At 69.0% G+C, this 16,532-nt stretch carries 15 protein-coding genes; 5 read left to right on the top strand and 10 right to left on the bottom strand.

The annotated features are described in order from the left end of the window. Positions 1-17: 17 nt before the first annotated feature. The 5 genes from PWF70_RS06220 to PWF70_RS06200 all read right to left on the bottom strand — a co-directional run bounded on the left by PWF70_RS06220 (position 18) and on the right by PWF70_RS06200 (position 5,328). Positions 18-1,613, bottom strand: a complete 1,596-nt coding sequence (locus PWF70_RS06220) for an oxidoreductase (RefSeq protein WP_006359721.1) — start codon at positions 1,611-1,613, stop codon at positions 18-20. Beyond that, entirely contained in the window at positions 1,610-2,497 is an 888-nt protein-coding gene (locus PWF70_RS06215) for an FAD:protein FMN transferase (protein ID WP_081474354.1), read from the bottom strand. Before PWF70_RS06215 ends, PWF70_RS06220 begins: the two co-directional genes overlap by 4 nt. Positions 2,498-2,523: 26 nt before the next feature. Further along, complete coding sequence (locus PWF70_RS06210) at positions 2,524-3,030, bottom strand: FMN-binding protein (RefSeq protein ID WP_006359719.1); 507 nt, start codon at positions 3,028-3,030, stop codon at positions 2,524-2,526. A 60-nt stretch (positions 3,031-3,090) separates the two neighbouring features. Continuing rightward, the gene (locus tag PWF70_RS06205; protein ID WP_006359718.1) at positions 3,091-4,803 is read right to left on the bottom strand and encodes a substrate-binding domain-containing protein; all 1,713 of its coding nucleotides are present in this window, start codon (positions 4,801-4,803) and stop codon (positions 3,091-3,093) included. An 87-nt stretch (positions 4,804-4,890) separates the two neighbouring features. Next, positions 4,891-5,328, bottom strand: coding sequence for a type II toxin-antitoxin system Rv0910 family toxin (locus tag PWF70_RS06200; RefSeq protein ID WP_006359717.1), 438 nt, complete (start codon positions 5,326-5,328; stop codon positions 4,891-4,893). Here PWF70_RS06200 and PWF70_RS06195 point away from each other — a divergent pair. After that, a complete protein-coding gene (locus tag PWF70_RS06195; RefSeq protein WP_006359716.1) occupies positions 5,306-5,947 on the top strand; it encodes a DNA-3-methyladenine glycosylase in 642 nt (213 codons plus the stop codon). The genes PWF70_RS06200 and PWF70_RS06195 overlap by 23 nt on opposite strands. Positions 5,948-5,951: 4 nt before the next feature. Here PWF70_RS06195 and PWF70_RS06190 read toward each other — a convergent pair whose 3' ends face one another. The 3 genes from PWF70_RS06190 to PWF70_RS06180 form a co-directional block, all read right to left on the bottom strand. Beyond that, positions 5,952-6,191: an antitoxin gene (locus PWF70_RS06190; protein ID WP_006359715.1), complete on the bottom strand. Its 240-nt coding sequence runs from the start codon at positions 6,189-6,191 to the stop codon at positions 5,952-5,954. 71 nt (positions 6,192-6,262) lie between these two features. Further along, positions 6,263-8,749, bottom strand: a complete 2,487-nt coding sequence (locus tag PWF70_RS06185; protein ID WP_006359714.1) for an HAD-IC family P-type ATPase — start codon at positions 8,747-8,749, stop codon at positions 6,263-6,265. Beyond that, a complete protein-coding gene (locus PWF70_RS06180; RefSeq protein WP_035754900.1) occupies positions 8,746-9,930 on the bottom strand; it encodes an MBL fold metallo-hydrolase in 1,185 nt (394 codons plus the stop codon). Before PWF70_RS06180 ends, PWF70_RS06185 begins: the two co-directional genes overlap by 4 nt. Positions 9,931-10,104: 174 nt before the next feature. Here PWF70_RS06180 and PWF70_RS06175 point away from each other — a divergent pair, with 174 nt between their 5' ends. The 3 genes from PWF70_RS06175 to PWF70_RS06165 are packed head-to-tail and all read left to right on the top strand — an operon-like array spanning position 10,105 to position 13,359. Continuing rightward, on the top strand, positions 10,105-10,764 hold the full coding sequence (locus PWF70_RS06175; RefSeq protein WP_230461911.1) for a TetR/AcrR family transcriptional regulator: 660 nt from the start codon (positions 10,105-10,107) through the stop codon (positions 10,762-10,764). A gap of 49 nt (positions 10,765-10,813) precedes the next feature. Further along, positions 10,814-12,040 (top strand): alanine racemase, encoded by a 1,227-nt coding sequence (locus PWF70_RS06170; RefSeq protein WP_006359711.1) that lies wholly within the window; start codon positions 10,814-10,816, stop codon positions 12,038-12,040. Then, positions 12,028-13,359 carry a D-arabinono-1,4-lactone oxidase gene (locus PWF70_RS06165; RefSeq protein WP_042376604.1) on the top strand — a complete coding sequence of 444 codons (1,332 nt, stop codon included), beginning with the start codon at positions 12,028-12,030 and terminating at the stop codon, positions 13,357-13,359. Before PWF70_RS06170 ends, PWF70_RS06165 begins: the two co-directional genes overlap by 13 nt. 2 nt (positions 13,360-13,361) lie before the next feature. Here the strand turns inward: PWF70_RS06165 and PWF70_RS06160 are convergent, their stop codons facing one another. Next, positions 13,362-14,471 (bottom strand): XdhC family protein, encoded by a 1,110-nt coding sequence (locus PWF70_RS06160; RefSeq protein WP_042376602.1) that lies wholly within the window; start codon positions 14,469-14,471, stop codon positions 13,362-13,364. Positions 14,472-14,592: 121 nt separating this feature from the next. Then, the gene (locus tag PWF70_RS06155) at positions 14,593-15,324 is read right to left on the bottom strand and encodes an enoyl-CoA hydratase (protein ID WP_006359708.1); all 732 of its coding nucleotides are present in this window, start codon (positions 15,322-15,324) and stop codon (positions 14,593-14,595) included. A gap of 54 nt (positions 15,325-15,378) precedes the next feature. Between PWF70_RS06155 and PWF70_RS06150 the strand changes: the two genes are divergently transcribed. Then, on the top strand, positions 15,379-16,515 hold the full coding sequence (locus PWF70_RS06150; protein ID WP_006359707.1) for an NAD(P)-binding domain-containing protein: 1,137 nt from the start codon (positions 15,379-15,381) through the stop codon (positions 16,513-16,515). Positions 16,516-16,532: the final 17 nt, after the last annotated feature.

Genomic DNA, 16,532 nt, shown 5'->3' with positions numbered 1-16,532 from the left:
GGGATATTCGAAGCCCATCAGTAACCGGTGAACGAGTCGGTGTGGATACGCCACGGACGCAACCTGGTCGACGGATCGAGATGCCGGATCGTCGACGAGGTGCGTTCGACGAATCCCGGTGTGCCCGACACGTAGTAGTGCGCACCCGCGATGTCCGGACCGACGAGCTCCGCCAGACGGTCGGGATCGTCGACGCCGTCGGCGAGTTCCGGCGCGATGACCGTGACCACCCGTGCCGAGGCCCCTCTGGCAGAGTCCAACTCGTCGTCGTAGACGGTCCGTTCCGACGAGCGCAAGACATGGACCACGGTCAGTCCCGACAGGTCGGCGCCGTCAAGCGACCGCACCATCGACACGAACGGCGTGATCCCGATACCCGACGCGAGGAGCACGACCCTGCCCTTGGCCGGAAACACCCGCGGGAGGACGAAGTCGCCACCGATCTCGTCGACCCACGCGCGCCGGGCACGGCCGTCGATGAGGGCGGCCTTGAACGACGACGGCACCCCCGCGACCGTGAAACCGAACTCGACCGGCGCCTCCCTCGGCGCGGACACGAACGAGAACACCCGGCGCGAACCGGTCCACACCGGCGCCGACCACCGCGGCACACTCACACTCGACCACTGCCCCGCCCGGAACGACGGTGCGCCACCGGCGGGTTCACCGCGCAACACGTAGGTGCGGTCGGCCAGTGACGCGGTCTCGACGTCGAGGCGCACCCGGCGCGCGGTGCGCGTCGCCAGGCGTACTGCGAAGGCGTACAGGCTGCCGACGAGCAGAGCGATCTCCGGCACGAAAGCCAGTGTGTACGAGTCGGTCACCTCGACCGTGTACTGGCAGTGCATCAGCACCCCGACCAGGGCCGCGTAGATCAGCCGATGCGGCTGTCGCGCCGGAGATGTCAGCGGTTCGGGCAGCATGACGGCCGCGACGAAGAGCATCGGCGACGACACGACCCACGTCGACAGATCCTGGCCGCCGCGAACCAGTTCGACCACGCCGATCGTCACCAGCGACGCGACGAGGAACACGGCCACGAGGAGCCACTCGCGGACCAGGGTGACCACGGCCGCGCCGATGACGATCATCGGGATCAGCAGCGGCTCGGCCGCCACCCACCAGAACGGGTAGCTCAGTCCGTCGACACCGGCGTAGGCCAGCGCATAACAGCCGACGGCGCCGGCGACCGCCGGGTTCAGGATCAGCCGTCGACGCCATGCCAGAACGTATTTCGACGCCGCGGCGATCACCGCCGCCGTTGCGACGGTCGCGACCGCGGTGTCTACCGAACCGCCGGGCACCACGAAGAACAGGATCAGTCCGGTGATGAGCCACGAATCGGAATTCGGCGGCACCCGGAACACGGCCGCTAACAGATAGGTGGCCAGGCCGCTCACCCCGACCGCCACCAGCAGCCACACCGCGAGTTCGTCTGGTCCGTAACCGAAGTCGGCGTCGACCGCAGACACCACGAAGGCCGCGACCGCGAGAAGGACCAGCCCGCACAACACCGCCCGGTACGGGGTCAGGTGTCGCCGCGTGGCATCGAACGGCGCGAGGATCCGCGGGAAGAACGCGGTGGGTCTGGTCGTCGAAACGCCGGTCGTCACAGGAACAACTCCAATCCGGGGATCGCGGTGTGTTCGACACTGCCGTTGCGCCGGACGGTCACGTGATGAAAACCCTCCGCGTGATGGTCGAAGTCGCCGCGCAGGAACGCGGCCGGGGTGAAGAACAGCGCGGTCGCCAGCCCGTCGGCCTCCATCGCCGACGGTGCGATCACCCACGTGGCCAGCACCTCCCTTGCAGGTGAGGCGGTGCGGGGGTCGACGATGTGATGCCAGTCCGCCCACACCCGACGATTGCTCGCCGACGCGCAGATCGCCCCGGCGTCGAGCGTGACCACGCCGATCGCCTTGGTCGGGTCCATCGGGTGCTCCAGCGCCACCCTCAGCCCGCGGGTGCGGGGTGAGACGACCATGTCGCCACCGGCGTCGACGACGAAGTCATCGGTGGCCCGCCCAACGATCTCCGCCACCCGGTCGGCCGCGAAACCCTTTCCCGCCGCACCGACATCGAGCAGCGCGGGTTGGCGCAGTTCCAGCGCGCCGTCATGCCCGGCGATCACCTCGTCCCAACCCGGGATCCCGGCCACCCGGGCGGCGGGCCGCAGGGTGTAGTCCGCGTCGTAACCGGCGTCGGCAAGGGTCTGTCCGACCAGCGGTGTGACCGCACCGCGGGTCAGCCGATAGAGCCTGCGGTACCAGTCGACGAGCGGCTGATCCGACTCCGCGATCGGGTGGCGTCCGGCCGTCCGCGCCATCTCGGCGACCGCCGAGTCGTCGCGGAATCTCGACCACGCCAGGTCGATTCGGTCGATCTCGGCGCGCACCGCGTCGACGACGTCGTCGGGCAGTGGCGCCGGTGTCGTGACCGTCCACCGGGTACCGATGGCGTCGAACACCCAGTCATGGATGGCTGCAGGAGAATTCATGCCGGGGGTGGTCACGCCGGTCGAACTCAGTTGATGGCTTCCTGTTTGATCTTCTCGATCGCCTCGTTGAAGCCACCCGAGGTCAGCGACGAGCCGGAGACCTTGTCGACATCGATGTCGTTGATGTTCTTGCCCACGACGACATCCGAGATCCCGCCGGCGAACTTGCCCTGGTACTCCACCGACGGGCCCTTGGTCTGGCTCGTGTCGACCGACACCGCGGTGATGACGTCGTTCGACAGGGTGACGGTGACGCCGACCTTCTGCGGTCCGCCGGGTGAGATGTACCCGCCTTCCGCGGTGTACTCGCCGTCTTTGTACTCCTCGCCCGTGGCGCCGTCGGTGACTGTCGCGGTGGAGGTGTCCGCAGCGGTGGTGCTGCCGGAGCCGGAGTCGTCGGAGGAACAGGCCCCGGCGGCGAGACCGACGGCCGCCATCGCCGCGAGGACGCCGCCGGTACGCAGCAGAACCGACGAACGGCTCGAACCGGACAGCTCAGATTCGGACGGGGCAGGGTTCGAAGTGGAGGTCATCGGCCCATTGTCCCTGATCGCCCGGCGCGCCGCCCCGCTGGCTCGCCGAATCGCCGCCGGTCAGCGACCGGCCGCAGCGACACGCGCCTGGATGGCGTCGACGAACACGGTCCGGATGTCGGCGGCGTTCTCGGCGACATAGGTGGTGCCGCCGGTGGCCTCGGCGATCTGCTTGAGCGCGTCGGAGTCGGCGTCGTCGGAGATGCCGATGGTCAGTACCAGCACCGGCCGTGCCGGGTCTTCGAGTCGCTTCAGCTCGGCCAGCAGTTCGTCCAGGCTGATGCTGTTCGGATCCTCGTTCTGGCCGTCGGTCATGATGATGACGCTGTTGGAGTAGTTCGGGTCGTAGGTGTCCTGGACCTTCTTGAACGCCGCGAGCGTGGTGTCGTAGAGGCCCGTACCGCCACCCAGGTCGGACAGGCCTTCCTCCACCGCCCGGCTGAGCGCATCACGGTGCGTCCCACTGCCCGAACGCGCGTCGAGCCGCCGGATGGGCGCCATCTCCAGCCAGTCCTGACCGTCGCCGCCCTTGTCGACGCCGAATGCCCAGCCACCGATCATCGTGTTGTTGGGGAACAGCTTCAGGCCCGTCTGGGAGGCGTCGATGAGCAGACCCGCGCGGGTGGTGCCACCGGCAGGTGTCTCCATGGACCCCGAGGTGTCCTGGACGACGAGGCTGCGGATCGGCACGCCGAGGACCTGCCACTGACGCAGCGCCTTGTCGACCGACGACGGGTCGCGCAGCTGCAGCTCCTTGACCGGCTCGCCGACCCCGTTGCCGTCGGCGTCGCGGTAGCCCGCGTCGGTCAGCGCCTTGCGACCGGAATCGGTGCCCAGCGCCGCGACGAGCGCGGCCCCCGCCTCGTCGGCCACCTGCTGGCGAGCCGCAGATGCGGTGTTCACCAGGGGGTAGTCGAGCATGACGGTGCCCGAGGCGGGGATGGTCGACGTCAGCTTCGACCCCTGATGGGTGCGCATGAAGAGCTCGTACTGCTGCTCGGTCGTCACGACCGGCACACCCGAGGTGTTCGCCAGGTTGAGTCGGGTGCCCTCGTTGTCGTTGGTCAGACGCGCGTTGTTCTGCTGGATCGCCAAGATCGTCATGGCCTCGGTGAACTTCTCTTCCGGAAGCTCGCCGGCGTCGACGGCCGCGAGCGCACCGATGATCGGGGCATCGCCGGTGCTGGTGTCGACGGGGCTACCGGTCCTGAGGTCGGGGAGCTTCATGACCTCGACCCACGTGCCCAGTTCGGGGACGTTCTCCCCGGCGACGACGGTCGGGGTCGAGGCGATGGAGGGTGCCACCAGATCGAGGTCGCGGCGGACCTGCGTCGTCACGCGGCGTGCCTGCACCTGAGAGTCGGCGACCCAGAGGTCGGGCGCCGCGGCGCCCTGCGTCAACAGGCCGGGCACGTCGGCGCCGGCGGCGGTCTGGACGTCGTAGTCGTAGCAGGAGTCCGCGGATGCCTGTCGTGCCACCTCGCGGAGGGGGCCGGTCATCGCGGCGTCGGAGGCGACGGCGACCCGGGTGCGATCACCGCAACCCCCGGAGCCGGCCTGCCAGATGATCACCCCGGTGACGAGGGCGACGACCGCGACCAGGGCGACGATCGCCCACAGCCAGCCGCCGCGGCGACCGCTGCCGGCCTCGCGGTGCTCGAAGCCGAAGTCGTCATCGGACCGGCTCGCGCCGCTCGCGGGTCCCCCGCTGCTCGCGGCAGCCCGGGTCCATTCGTTCCCGCCGCGATCGGCATCTGAGCTGTGACGCCCCATAGTTACTCTCGTTCCCCTCGTATGGCGGTGTCCTCACACCGCCTGACGCATCGCCGTCATCCGCCCCCGCGTGACGTCACGCACGGGTCAGCCGAAGATCTCTCGGAATTGCTGCAGCGACTTCCGCAGATCTCCCGACACCGCCAGGGCCGCGGTCTTACCCACGGGCCCGATCAGCGGCAACCCACCCAGATCAACAGTGAAGGTTACTTCCGATCCGATCGAAGTGGGAAGGATGCCCAGATCGAGCTTGGCCTTCACGCCGCCTTTGCCGCTCCCCTTGAGGCGTACGTGCGACACCGGGTCGAACTTCTCGACGACCCAGTCGAAGCGGACCCGGGTGCCCTTCACGACGACGATCGAGGCGATCTGCGTGCCCTTGGCCAGGTCCTCGTAGGCCGGGAGCGGGCTGCGCCAGGAGTCGTGGATCAGCAACCATTCGTCGTACCGGGACAGGTCCGAGGCGGCCGCCCAGGTATCTTCCGGAGACAGTTCAACCTCGATGGAGTCACTCGTCTTCGCCATGGTCCCAGAGCCTAGTGTCCGCACCTCCGACTTTCCCGCGCCGGTGGCCGATCAGGCCCGGGCGCTGCTCGGCGCGCACCTGACGGGTCACGGCGTGACGATCCTGGTCACCGAGGTGGAGGCCTACGCCGGACCCGACGATCCGGCGTCGCACGCGTACACGCGAACGGCCCGATCGGAGATCATGTACGGCCCGCCGGGCCGCCTGTACGTCTACCGCATCCACGGCCATCACTGCGCGAACATCGTGGTGCGGGGGCCGGGACCTGCGGCGGCGGTCCTGCTGAGGGCCGGCGAGGTGGTCGACGGGGTCGAGCTGGCACGTGACCGACGCGGTGCCGCGCGCTCCAGGCCGGTGTCCGACGACCGGCTCGCCAGCGGCCCCGGGAACCTCTGCCGCGCGCTCGGGATCACGATGGCCGATCTCGGCACCGTTCTCGCCGATCCGCACACCCCTGTGACTCTCGACACATCTCCGGGCGGGCCGCTCCCCGACCTGCCGGTGGCCGCCGGACCGCGCGTCGGCGTACGACGCGCGGCCGACGTTTCGTGGCGATTCTTCTTCGACGGTCACCCGACCGTGTCGGGGTACCGCCGTCACCCGCGCGCCGGCGGCTGACCGGCTACTGCTGAGGAGCGTCCGGCTTGTTCTCGGGCGCCTTGTTGTTCTCGGGCGTCTTGTTGTTCTGGGCGGCCGTGTTCTGGGCTCCGACGGCCTTGCGGACCGCGTCCTGCGCCTTGTCGACCTGCCCGGCGTACTTGTTGCCGGTGGCCTTGTCGATGGCGTCGCCGCCCTTCTCGATCAGATTCGGGTTCTTGCGCAGCGTGTCGCGCGCCTTGTTGACGAGTCCCTTGAGATCCATGACGTCTCCTGTGTCCGAGCCGGATGTCTTCCGGCCGCCCGTGGCAGAGTTTAGTCGCCTACACGGCGTCTTTACGCGGCTGCCACCTCGACGTCCGCGGAGTGCCCTTCAGAACTGCTGTGGTTCGCGATCCACCGCGGCACGATCCGCGAAACCGCTTCCACGAGCACGATTCCGACGGCCGCCGAGGTGAGCGCGACCGAGTTCATCGTCCAGTTCGACGAGTCGAGGTGGAAGAGGTCCTGGGTGAACGGCCACCCAAAGATCAGCATGTAGGCACCCGCTGAGACGACGAGCAGGAGAACCTTCCACCAGTTGTAGGGCCGGGCGACCACCGCGAGCACGTAGACCGCGATCGCGATGAGCGTCATCAGCGACGCGGTGGCCGCCTGGGTCTGCGCCGGCGACAGGTCGACGGCGTCGCCCCCGACCTCGACACCCGGCCCGCCCGGGTTGACGATCACATAGGTGACGAAGGTGCACAGGCCGACGATGATGCCGTTGGGGACCGCGGTGAGCAGGACGCGACGCACGAAGCCTCGGCGGGCTCGCTCGTTGTTGGGTGCCAGCGACAGCACGAAGGCGGGGATGCCGATCGTGAACCACGCCGAGATCGTCACGTGGATCGGCTGGAACGGGTAGCTCAGCGGGTCCGAGCCGAACAGCTTGCCCAGCACGCCGCCGACGCCGACGAACAGCGCCAGCAGCACCGCGTAGACCGTCTTGGTGAGAAACAGGTTGGAGACGCGTTCGATGTTGCCGATCACGCGACGACCCTCGCCCACCACATACGGGAGGGTCGCGAACTTGTTGTCCAGCAACACGATCTGCGCCACCGACCGGGCGGCCGAACTGCCCGATCCCATCGCGACACCGATGTCGGCGTCCTTGAGGGCGAGCACGTCGTTGACGCCGTCGCCGGTCATCGCGACGGTGTTGTCCCGCGACTGCAACGCCTTGACCATGGCGCGTTTCTGATCGGGACGGACACGACCGAAGGTCACGCCGTGTTCGACCACGTCGGCCAGTTCGTCGGTCTCCTCTGGCAGTCTGCGCGCGTCGACGGAGGTGTCGGCCGAGCCGAGGCCGAGCGACTCGGCGACCGCACCGACCGAGCGAGCGTTGTCGCCGGAGATCACCTTGACGGCGACGTTCTGCTGTTCGAAGTAGTCGATGGTGCCGCGGGCGTCGGGCCGGATCCGCTGTTCGAGCACGACGAGCCCGACCGGGGTCACGGTGCCCGGGGCGACCGCGCCGGCGGCCGGTTCGGTGTCGACGGGGACGTCGGTGCGCGCGAGCAGCAGCACGCGCAGTCCGGCCGCGCCGATGTCGGAGGCCAGTTGAGCGGTCTCCCCGGCCGGGTCGAGCAGCACGTCGGGTGCGCCGATCAACCAGTTGCCTACGTCGGTGCCGGACGCGTCGTCGAACGACATCCCGCTCCACTTGGTGGCCGAGGTGAACGGCTTGATCGCGGACACGGTCCACGACGGCGGGGTCGGATACGCCTCGGCGACGGCGATCATGCTGGCGTTGGGACGCGGATCGTGGGCGGCGAGTGCCGCGAGCACCTCTCCGGCCAGGTCTGGCGGATCGTCGCCGACGACGCGCAGTTCGGACAGGCGCATCCCGTTCTCGGTGAGGGTGCCGGTCTTGTCGGCGCACACGACGTTGACGCGGGCCAGGCCCTCGATCGCGGGGAGTTCGTTCACGAGGCACTGCCGCTGCCCGAGGCGAACGACGCCGACCGCGAAGGCGATCGAGGTCATCAGCACCAGACCTTCGGGCACCATGGGCACGAGCGCGGCGACCATGCCCAGCAGCGCCTGCTTGAGACTGTTGTCGCTGATGAACAGCTGGTTGACGATCGTCAGGATGCCGGCGGGGATCAACAGCCAGGTGATGACCCGCAGGATCTGGTCGATTCCCGAGCGGAGTTCGGAGGAGACCAGGGTGAACTTCGACGCCTCGGCCGCGAGCTGCGCGGCGTACGCGTCGGCCCCGACCTTGGTCGCCCGGTAGGCGCCGCCGCCGGCGACCACGAAGCTGCCGGACATGACCTGCGCGCCCGGGTCCTTGTCGATCGGATCGGCCTCACCGGTCAGCAGCGACTCGTCGACGTCCAGTGCGGTGGCCTCGATGACCTCGCCGTCGACGACGATCTGGTCGCCGGCACCGATCTCGATGATGTCGTCGAGCACGACCTCGTCGGGCGCGACCTCCACGACCTCACCGTCGCGTCGGACCCGCGGCCGGGTCTGACCGACGATGGCGAGCTTGTCGAGGGTGCGCTTGGCGCGGACCTCCTGGACGATGCCGATCGTCGAGTTGGCGATGATCAGCAGACCGAACAGGCCGTTGATGAGCGAACCGGTGAACGCGACGATGGCGAACAGAACACCGAGGATCGCGTTGATGCGCGTGAAGACGTTGGCGCGCACGATGTCCGCGACGCTGCGGCCCGAGCGGTCGGGCATGGAGTTGACCTTGCCCTCGGCGACCCGCTGGGCCACCTCTGCCGCGGTAAGACCGGGCTCGATCGTCTCCGTCGTGGTGCTCACGCCGAAACCTCCCACCAACTCGAATGCGCCACACCGGTTCCGGTGCGGTGTTCGAGGTCGATCGAACCACCGGGCTGCGGGACGAGCACAGTCGGGTCGCCGTGGTGTGCGGCGGCTTGCAGCCGCGCGATCGGCTCACCCCATGGGTGACGGGCGAGATTGAAGGTGCCCCAGTGGATCGGGACCAGAACCGAATCGGCCCCGGAAGCCGGCGAGACCATCCGATGCACCGACAGCGCCTCCTCCGGGTTGACGTGGATGTCGGGCCACATCACGTCGTAGGCGCCGACGGCGATGAGCGTCAGGTCGAAGGGGCCGAGCCGGGCGCCGACGTCGGAGAATCGCTCGGTGTGGCCGGTGTCGCCGGAGAAGAAGACGCGGTGGGTGTGGCCGGCGATCGCCCAGCTCCCCCACTGGGTGAGGTTGCGTGCCAGCCACCGTCCGGAGAAGTGGCGTGCCGGTCCGCAGGTGAACCGCAGCTCTCCGCCGCGTGTGGCGACGACGACCTCGTCCCACCAATCCGCCTGCCGGATGCGGTCTTCGGCGATCCCCCAGGACATCAGATGTGCGGCGACGCCGAGGGTCGTGACGAACACGGCGTCCGGCTGTGTCGCCGCGATGGTGGTGACCGTGTCCATGTCGAGATGGTCGTAGTGGTCGTGGCTGATGACCACGACGTCGATCGGGGGCAGCTCGCGCGCGGCCAGCGGGGCGGCGTGCATGCGTCCCGGACCGACGAGTTGGCTCGGCGAACACCGGCGGCTCAGGACGGGGTCGGTGATGATGCGCGCGCCGTCGATGTCGACGATCGCGGTGGCATGTCCCAGCCAGGTGACCGCGAGGGGCGACGGGGCGTCGAAGGTCGGGACGGTGACCATCACCGGACGTCGGGGCCGGCCCGGGCGGCGCGCCATGTCGGCGAGCACCTGGCGGTCCGGGGCGACGGAACCCTCCGGCGGCTCGGGGTTGTCGAAGACCCCGTCTCGCAGGTGGGGGGACGTGCGCACGTGCGGCACGATCTCCTCGCGGGTGGCGCCGAGTGCGCGAGCCGGGCCGAGACCACCGGCGGCGAGCCGTTCGGCCACCGCGTCGGCCATCATCGCCCCAGCCGATGTCACCCGCCCCAGCACCCGCGAGGTCGCGTCGGGGCCGCTTCTTTCGGGATCCGTGGTCACATCCACACAGTAATCCGATCGGGTGAGGTTCGACGCGAAGCGCAACGGCGTCGGACCAGAAGGCTCTCACGGCGACCATCGAGATGTGAGCATCAACAAACATCGGCACGTTTCGGGCGGTCAACCGTGCAAACGCGGACAACGGCACTGATAGGCTGCGGCGAACATTGTCCATTGCACATGCGCAAGCGCATGTTGGCCAAGGGGTTGACCGTCTTGCCACGGATGTCCGTCGAACAGCGTCGAAGCGCGCTCATCGAGTCGGCGTACCGAGTGATCGCCGATCACGGAGTCGAGGGTGCCACCACCCGCCGGATCTGCGCTCACGCCGGAATGCCCCTCGCGAGTTTCCATTACGCATTCGAGAGCCGCACGGCGCTGTTGTGCGCGGTGATGGATCATGCGGTGCCCGTCGACATCGAGCGCATGCTGCATTCGGTCATGCCTGCCGCCGACTTCGGCCCGGAGCCAGACATCGACGCGCTCAAACAGAACATGGTGCGGCAGTTCCATGCCTTCGTCGACCTGCTCAAGGCCGATCCCGGCCGGATGCAGGCGACCATCGCGCTCGGCATCTACGCGCACAACCATCCGGAACTGCAGCAAGTCGGCAAGGTCATGTACGAGCAGCTCTATCGGGTTGCGGCGTCCGGCATGCGGGAGATAGCCGAACTCGCGGGTCTGACCTGGACCCGGCCGACGGAGGAACTCGGCCCGCTCATCATCGCCGCGACCAACTCGATCACCCTGATCTACCTGAGCACCGGCGACGACAAGGTGGTCGACTCCCTCATCGCGGCAGTCGCAGAGCAGCTCGCCACCTATGTCACGTTCGAGTGACCCTCGTTCCCACGCCTCGTCCGGAACATCCCCCGTCGACGGTCTGTGGGTGACCGACCCCGACCGGTACTGGGCGTCGATCGACGACGCGGTCACCGACGCAGGGCTCGATGCCCCGGTCCTCGCACTCGACCGCGCGGCGCTCGAACACAATGCCGCAGATCTGTTGCGCCGCTCCGCCGGTGTCCCCATCCGGGTCGCCAGCAAATCCCTCCGGGTGCGTTCGGTGATCACCGATCTCGCCACCCGTCGCGGCTTCCACGGCGTACTCGCCTACGACCTCGCCGAGGCGCACTGGCTGGCGACGACGACGGAGATCACCGACATCCTGATCGGTTATCCGAGCGTCCGACGGGAAGCACTGGCAGGCTTCGTGTCCGACGAGGTGGCGGCGAGCCGGGTGAGCCTGCTCGTCGACTCGGTCGAGCAGCTCGACATCATCGACGCCGTCGCCCCACCCGCATCACGACGACCGATTCGGGTCGCCATCGACCTCGACGCGTCGTACCGGCTCCTCGGCGGCCGCGTACACGTCGGGGTCCGGCGTTCCCCGGTGCATTCCCGGCGCGACGTCCTCGATCTCGCCCGGACCATCGTCGCGCGGAACGGTTTCGACCTGGTCGGCGTGATGTCGTACGAGGCGCAGGTCGCCGGTGTCGCCGACGCGGTTCCGGGGAAGGCAGTCGTCAACCGGGCGATCGGGATGATGCAGCGCCGGTCGATGGCCGAACTGCGCCGCCGGCGCGGGAAGATCATCGGCGAGCTGCGGCAGATCGCCGACCTGGAGTTCGTCAACGGCGGCGGCACCGGCTCGCTCGAGGAGACCGCCCGCGACCGGTCGATCACCGACATCGCCGCGGGCAGCGGACTTTTCGGTGGCCATCTCTTCGACGGTTATGCACGGTTCCGACCGGCCCCTGCGCTGTCGTTCGGACTCGACGTCGTCCGGCGTCCGGCCCGCGACATCGTCACCTGCGCCGGCGGCGGCTGGATCGCCTCCGGACCGCCAGCACCCGATCGCCTCCCGAAACCGGTGTGGCCGAGCGGACTCGAGTTCGTCGGCACCGAGGCCGCCGGCGAGGTGCAGACCCCGCTCCGCGGGAAGGCTGCGCCGGGCATCGCGATCGGCGATCGAGTATGGTTCCGGCACACCAAGTCCGGCGAGGTCTGCGAACGCGCCCGGCACGTCGCGATCATCGACCGCGACGACGCTGGTCACGCGGTGGTCAGTGAGGTCGTGCCGACCTACCGAGGCGAGGGGAAATGCTTTCTGTGAGCGGTACGTCGACTGCCGCCGGGCACGGCTGGCGCAACTGGGGTGGTACCGCGTCGTGCACACCGAGACGAGTGGTGCATCCGACGAGTGTGGGCGCGATCGCCGACATCGTGCGGGAGACCGCCGAGCGGGGCGGCACGGTCAAGACCGTCGGTGCCGGACACAGCTTCTCCCCCATCGCCGTCGCCGACGACGTCCAGCTCGAACTGTCCGGCCTGCGCGGTCTGGCCGGCGCCGACGGCCACCGGGTGACGCTGCACGCGGGCACCCACCTGCACGAGATCCCCGCGCTACTGGCACCGAGGGGTCTGGCGATGGCCAACCTCGGTGACGTCGACCGGCAGACCATCGCGGGCGCGACCTCCACCGGAACCCACGGCACCGGACTGGCATTCGGCGGCATCAGTACGCAGATCGCCGGCGTCACCCTCGTGAACGGCAAGGGCGAGATCGTCACCATCGGTCCCGCCGACCCCGAACTACCCGCTGCCGCACTGGGTCTCGGCGCACTCGGGGTGCTCGTCGAGATCACGCTCGACTGCGTCGACAACTTCCGGTTGCATGCCGTCGAAGGGCCGGCCTCCGCCGACGATGCGATCGCCGGCTTCCTCGACCACGTCGCCGAGTCCGACCATCACGAGTTCTACATGTTCCCGCACACCAATTGCGCACTCGTGAAGACCAATACGCGGCTCGGGACGGATGCACCGATCACCGGACCGTCGCGATTCCGCCGCTACGTCGACGACGAACTGTTGAGCAACAAGGTGTTCCGGCTGCTGTGCGAGGTCGGTGTCCGCGCACCCCGGCTCGTTCCCGCCATCAACGCGGTGGCCGGCCGCAGCCTGTCGTCCCGCGAGCTGACCGACACGTCGACCAAGATCTTCGTCTCCGACCGCGACGTACGCTTCCGCGAGATGGAGTACGCGATCCCCCTCGAGGACGTCCCGGCGGCGTTGCGCGAGCTCCGCGCCCTGCTGGACCGCCGCGAGTACCGCGTCAGCTTCCCCATCGAGGTGCGCGCCGCCGCGGCCGACGACCTGATGCTCTCCACCGCCACCGGACGCCGCAGCGGCTACATCGCCGTCCACCGCTACCACCGCGACGACCCGGCCGACTCCGCCGCGTACTTCGCCGACGTCGAATCGATCCTCACCGGCTTCGGCGGACGCCCCCACTGGGGCAAGATGCACACCCGCGACGCCGACTACCTGCGCAGCGTCTACCCGCGCTTCGACGAGTTCCGTGCGGTGCGCGATCGGTTCGATCCGTCTCGAGTGTTCGCGAACGACTACCTGCGGCGGGTGCTGGGGGACTGAGCTCAGCGCCGATGGATCGGCCCGCTTCCTTCGTGCAGTGGGCTCGCCTGTGCGCCATGACGTTCGGCGATGATCTGTGCTGCGATCGCCACCGCCACCTCCGCCGGTGTGTGCCCGCCGAGGTCGAGCCCGAGGGGCGACCGCAAGCGCGCGAGCTGTGCCTCGTCGACGCCCTCCTCGCGAAGACGACGGTTGCGGTCGTCAGCGGTCCGGCGAGATCCGAGGGCACCGATGAAACCGAGGGTCGGCGCCTGCAGGGCGGTGCGGAGAGTCGGCACGTCGAACTTGGTGTCGTGGGTCATCACGCACAGTGCCGTGGTCGAGCGGACCTCCCGGTCCCGGATCTGGTCGGCGAGATAGCGATCGGGCCAGCCGACGATCACCTCGTCGGCGTCGGGGAATCGTTCCGGGGTCGCGAACACCGGTCGGGCGTCGACAACGGTGACACGCATTCCGAGCGTCGACCCCAGTGAACTGAGCGCGCGCACGAAGTCGTTGGCGCCCACCAGGATCAGACGTGCCGGCGGGGCGAAGGTCTGCACGAAGGTGCGTGGCCGGTCCTCGGTCGGCGCAGCGGGATCGGTGGCCTCGCAGTCGTCGAGGCCGATGACGCCGGTGCGGCCGGTGTCGAGCATGTCGGCGACGTCGTGGTCGAGGCGTCGCCACGGCGGCCGGGAGGCCTCGGTCGCGACATACCAGTCCGGGTGGGCGTTCAGCGTCGTGGCGACCGCGATCGGTTCATCGGCCGCGAGTGCGTCGGCGAGGCGTCGGAGCTGACCCAGCCGTTCGGGCGTCGGCTCGATGCGTTCGACGGCGACGTCGATCTGACCACCGCACGTCAGGCCGGGCGCGGGATCACGAGGGTCCTCGATGCCGAACTGCTCGACGACTGCGAGCCCGTCTTCGAGCACCTGCTGCGCGGTGTGGACCAGGGCCGACTCGACGCACCCACCGGAGACCGAGCCGATGACGGTGTCGTCGTGTGTGACGACCATCGACGCCCCGACCTCGCGTGGCGCCGACCCGGACGTCGCGATGACCCGACACAGCGCGACGGGGCGTGCATCCGGCCGGCCGAGGACGGCCAGCAGGTCGGGCAGGATATCGCGCATGCTCTCCAGTTGACCAGATGTTCCGGTGACCGGCCACCTCGCCACCACCGGCCGATCTCATCTCGACAAGCAGACGTCGATCGAAGTCGGCACGTCGAAGCGAGGTTCGCCGGTCGGGATCTCAGTGCCCGACGAACTTCGGCTGCCGCTTCTCGTTGCGTGCGGCACGCCCCTCGGCCATGTCGTCGCTCTGCCAGGCGCGGACCATCGCGGCGACCCGGTCCTCGGGTGCGGTGTCGCGGGCGCCGTCGCCGTTGAGCACCAGCTTGTAGTGCTGCAGGGTGAGCGGGGCGAGATCGGCGATGGTGGCCGCCCAGTGCTGGGCGTCGGCGAGATCGCCGATGCGGTTGGCGAATCCGAGAGTGTGGGCACGGTCGGCGTTCAACGGGTCGCAGCCGATGAGCATGCCGCGCGCCTGGCCGGCACCGACGAGCGACACGAGCCGGCGGATGGTCCACTCATCCACGGCGACACCGATTTTGGCGGCCGGGATGGCAGCGATCGCGTCGGGCGCCATCACGCGGAGGTCGGCGGCCATGGCCAGCTGGAGTCCACCGCCGATCGCGGAACCGTTGAGAGCCGCGATGACCGGCACCGGCGTCTGCTCGATGCGATGCAGCGTCGAGACCAGCTTGTCGAGGAAGCCGGGGTCGTAGACCGGCCCGGACAGATCGGCACCCGCACTGAACACCGGACCACGTCCGGTCACCACGATGGCCCGCGCACCGGCATCGACCGCGGCGCCGAAGGCGTCGGCCAGCCCGCTGAGCATCTCCTCGTTGAGGGCGTTGCGCTTGTCGACACGGTCGAGCTCGATGGTGACGACGGCGCCGTCGGTGGTGGAGTGAATCATGGGGGCCAAGCCTACCGATGACACTGTCGAGCCGACTCGTGACAGGGTGGTGACGTGCCGAACACCACGCCGAGCAGCGCCACGCCGATCGACGTCGAGGGCCACTCGGACGTCCTGATAATCGGCGGCGGGCAGGCAGCACTGTCGTCGGCCTACTTCCTGCACCGCTTCGGCCTCGGGGAGCGCTATCAGATGCTCGACCATGCGCCCGGCCCCGGCGGAGCCTGGCAGTTCCGCTGGCCGACGCTGACCCTCGCCACCGCCAATCGGGTCCACGACCTGCCTGGGTGGGGGCTCGTCGAGGCACTCGGACTCGACTGCGACCGGCTCCCCGCCGCCACCGCGGTCCCGGACTACTTCGGCCGATACGAGCAGAGGTTCGGCCTCAACGTCCATCGGCCGGTACACGTGCGGGCGGTTCGACGGGACGGTGAGGGTTTCCGTGTCGAGTTGGCCGACGGCCGTACCCTCACCACCAACGTCATCATCAACGCCACCGGCACATGGGACCGGCCGTTCATCCCGCACATCCCCGGCGCCGCGGATTTCCGTGGCCGCCAACTGCACACGCACGACTACAAGACCCCGGCGGAGTTCGCCGGCAAACGCGCCCTGGTGGTGGGTGCCGGCATCTCGGCGATCCAGTTGCTCATCGAGATCGCCCGCGAGGCGCCCGGCGTCGAGACGTTCTGGTGCTCTCGACGCGAGCCGGTCTTCAGTACCGAACCGTTTACGCCCGAACAGGGACGCGAAGCCGTGGCGCGGGTCGAACGCCGCGTCCGCGCGGGGCTGCCCCCGACCTCGGTGGTCTCGGTGACCGGACTCGCCCTGACACCCGCGATCGCGGCCGCCCAGCGCGACGGCATCCTGTCGTGGCGCCCGATGTTCACCCGCATCACCGAGACCGGCGTCTGCTGGGACTGCGGCCCGGAAGGCGGTGAACACCTCGATCTCGACGTCATCTTCTGGAACACCGGCTTCCGCAGCTCGCTCGATCATCTGACGCCGCTGCGGCTGCGCGCACCGGGTGGCGGCATCACCATGACCGGCCGTCTCGCGACGGTCGTCGAGGCCGATCCGCGGATTCAACTGATCGGATACGGGCCGTCGGCATCGACGATCGGGGCCAACCGGGCGGGCCGCGAGGCCGCGAGAGTGGCCGCTGACCTGCTCGGAGTCGCCGCTCACTGACCCGCCACCGCCGCGAC

The sequence above is a fragment of the Gordonia sp. Swx-4 genome (assembly GCF_030316175.1).
Taxonomy (GTDB): domain Bacteria; phylum Actinomycetota; class Actinomycetes; order Mycobacteriales; family Mycobacteriaceae; genus Gordonia; species Gordonia alkanivorans.
Note: the sequence above shows the minus strand (reverse complement) of the source record. Positions and strands in the feature narration are given on the sequence as shown.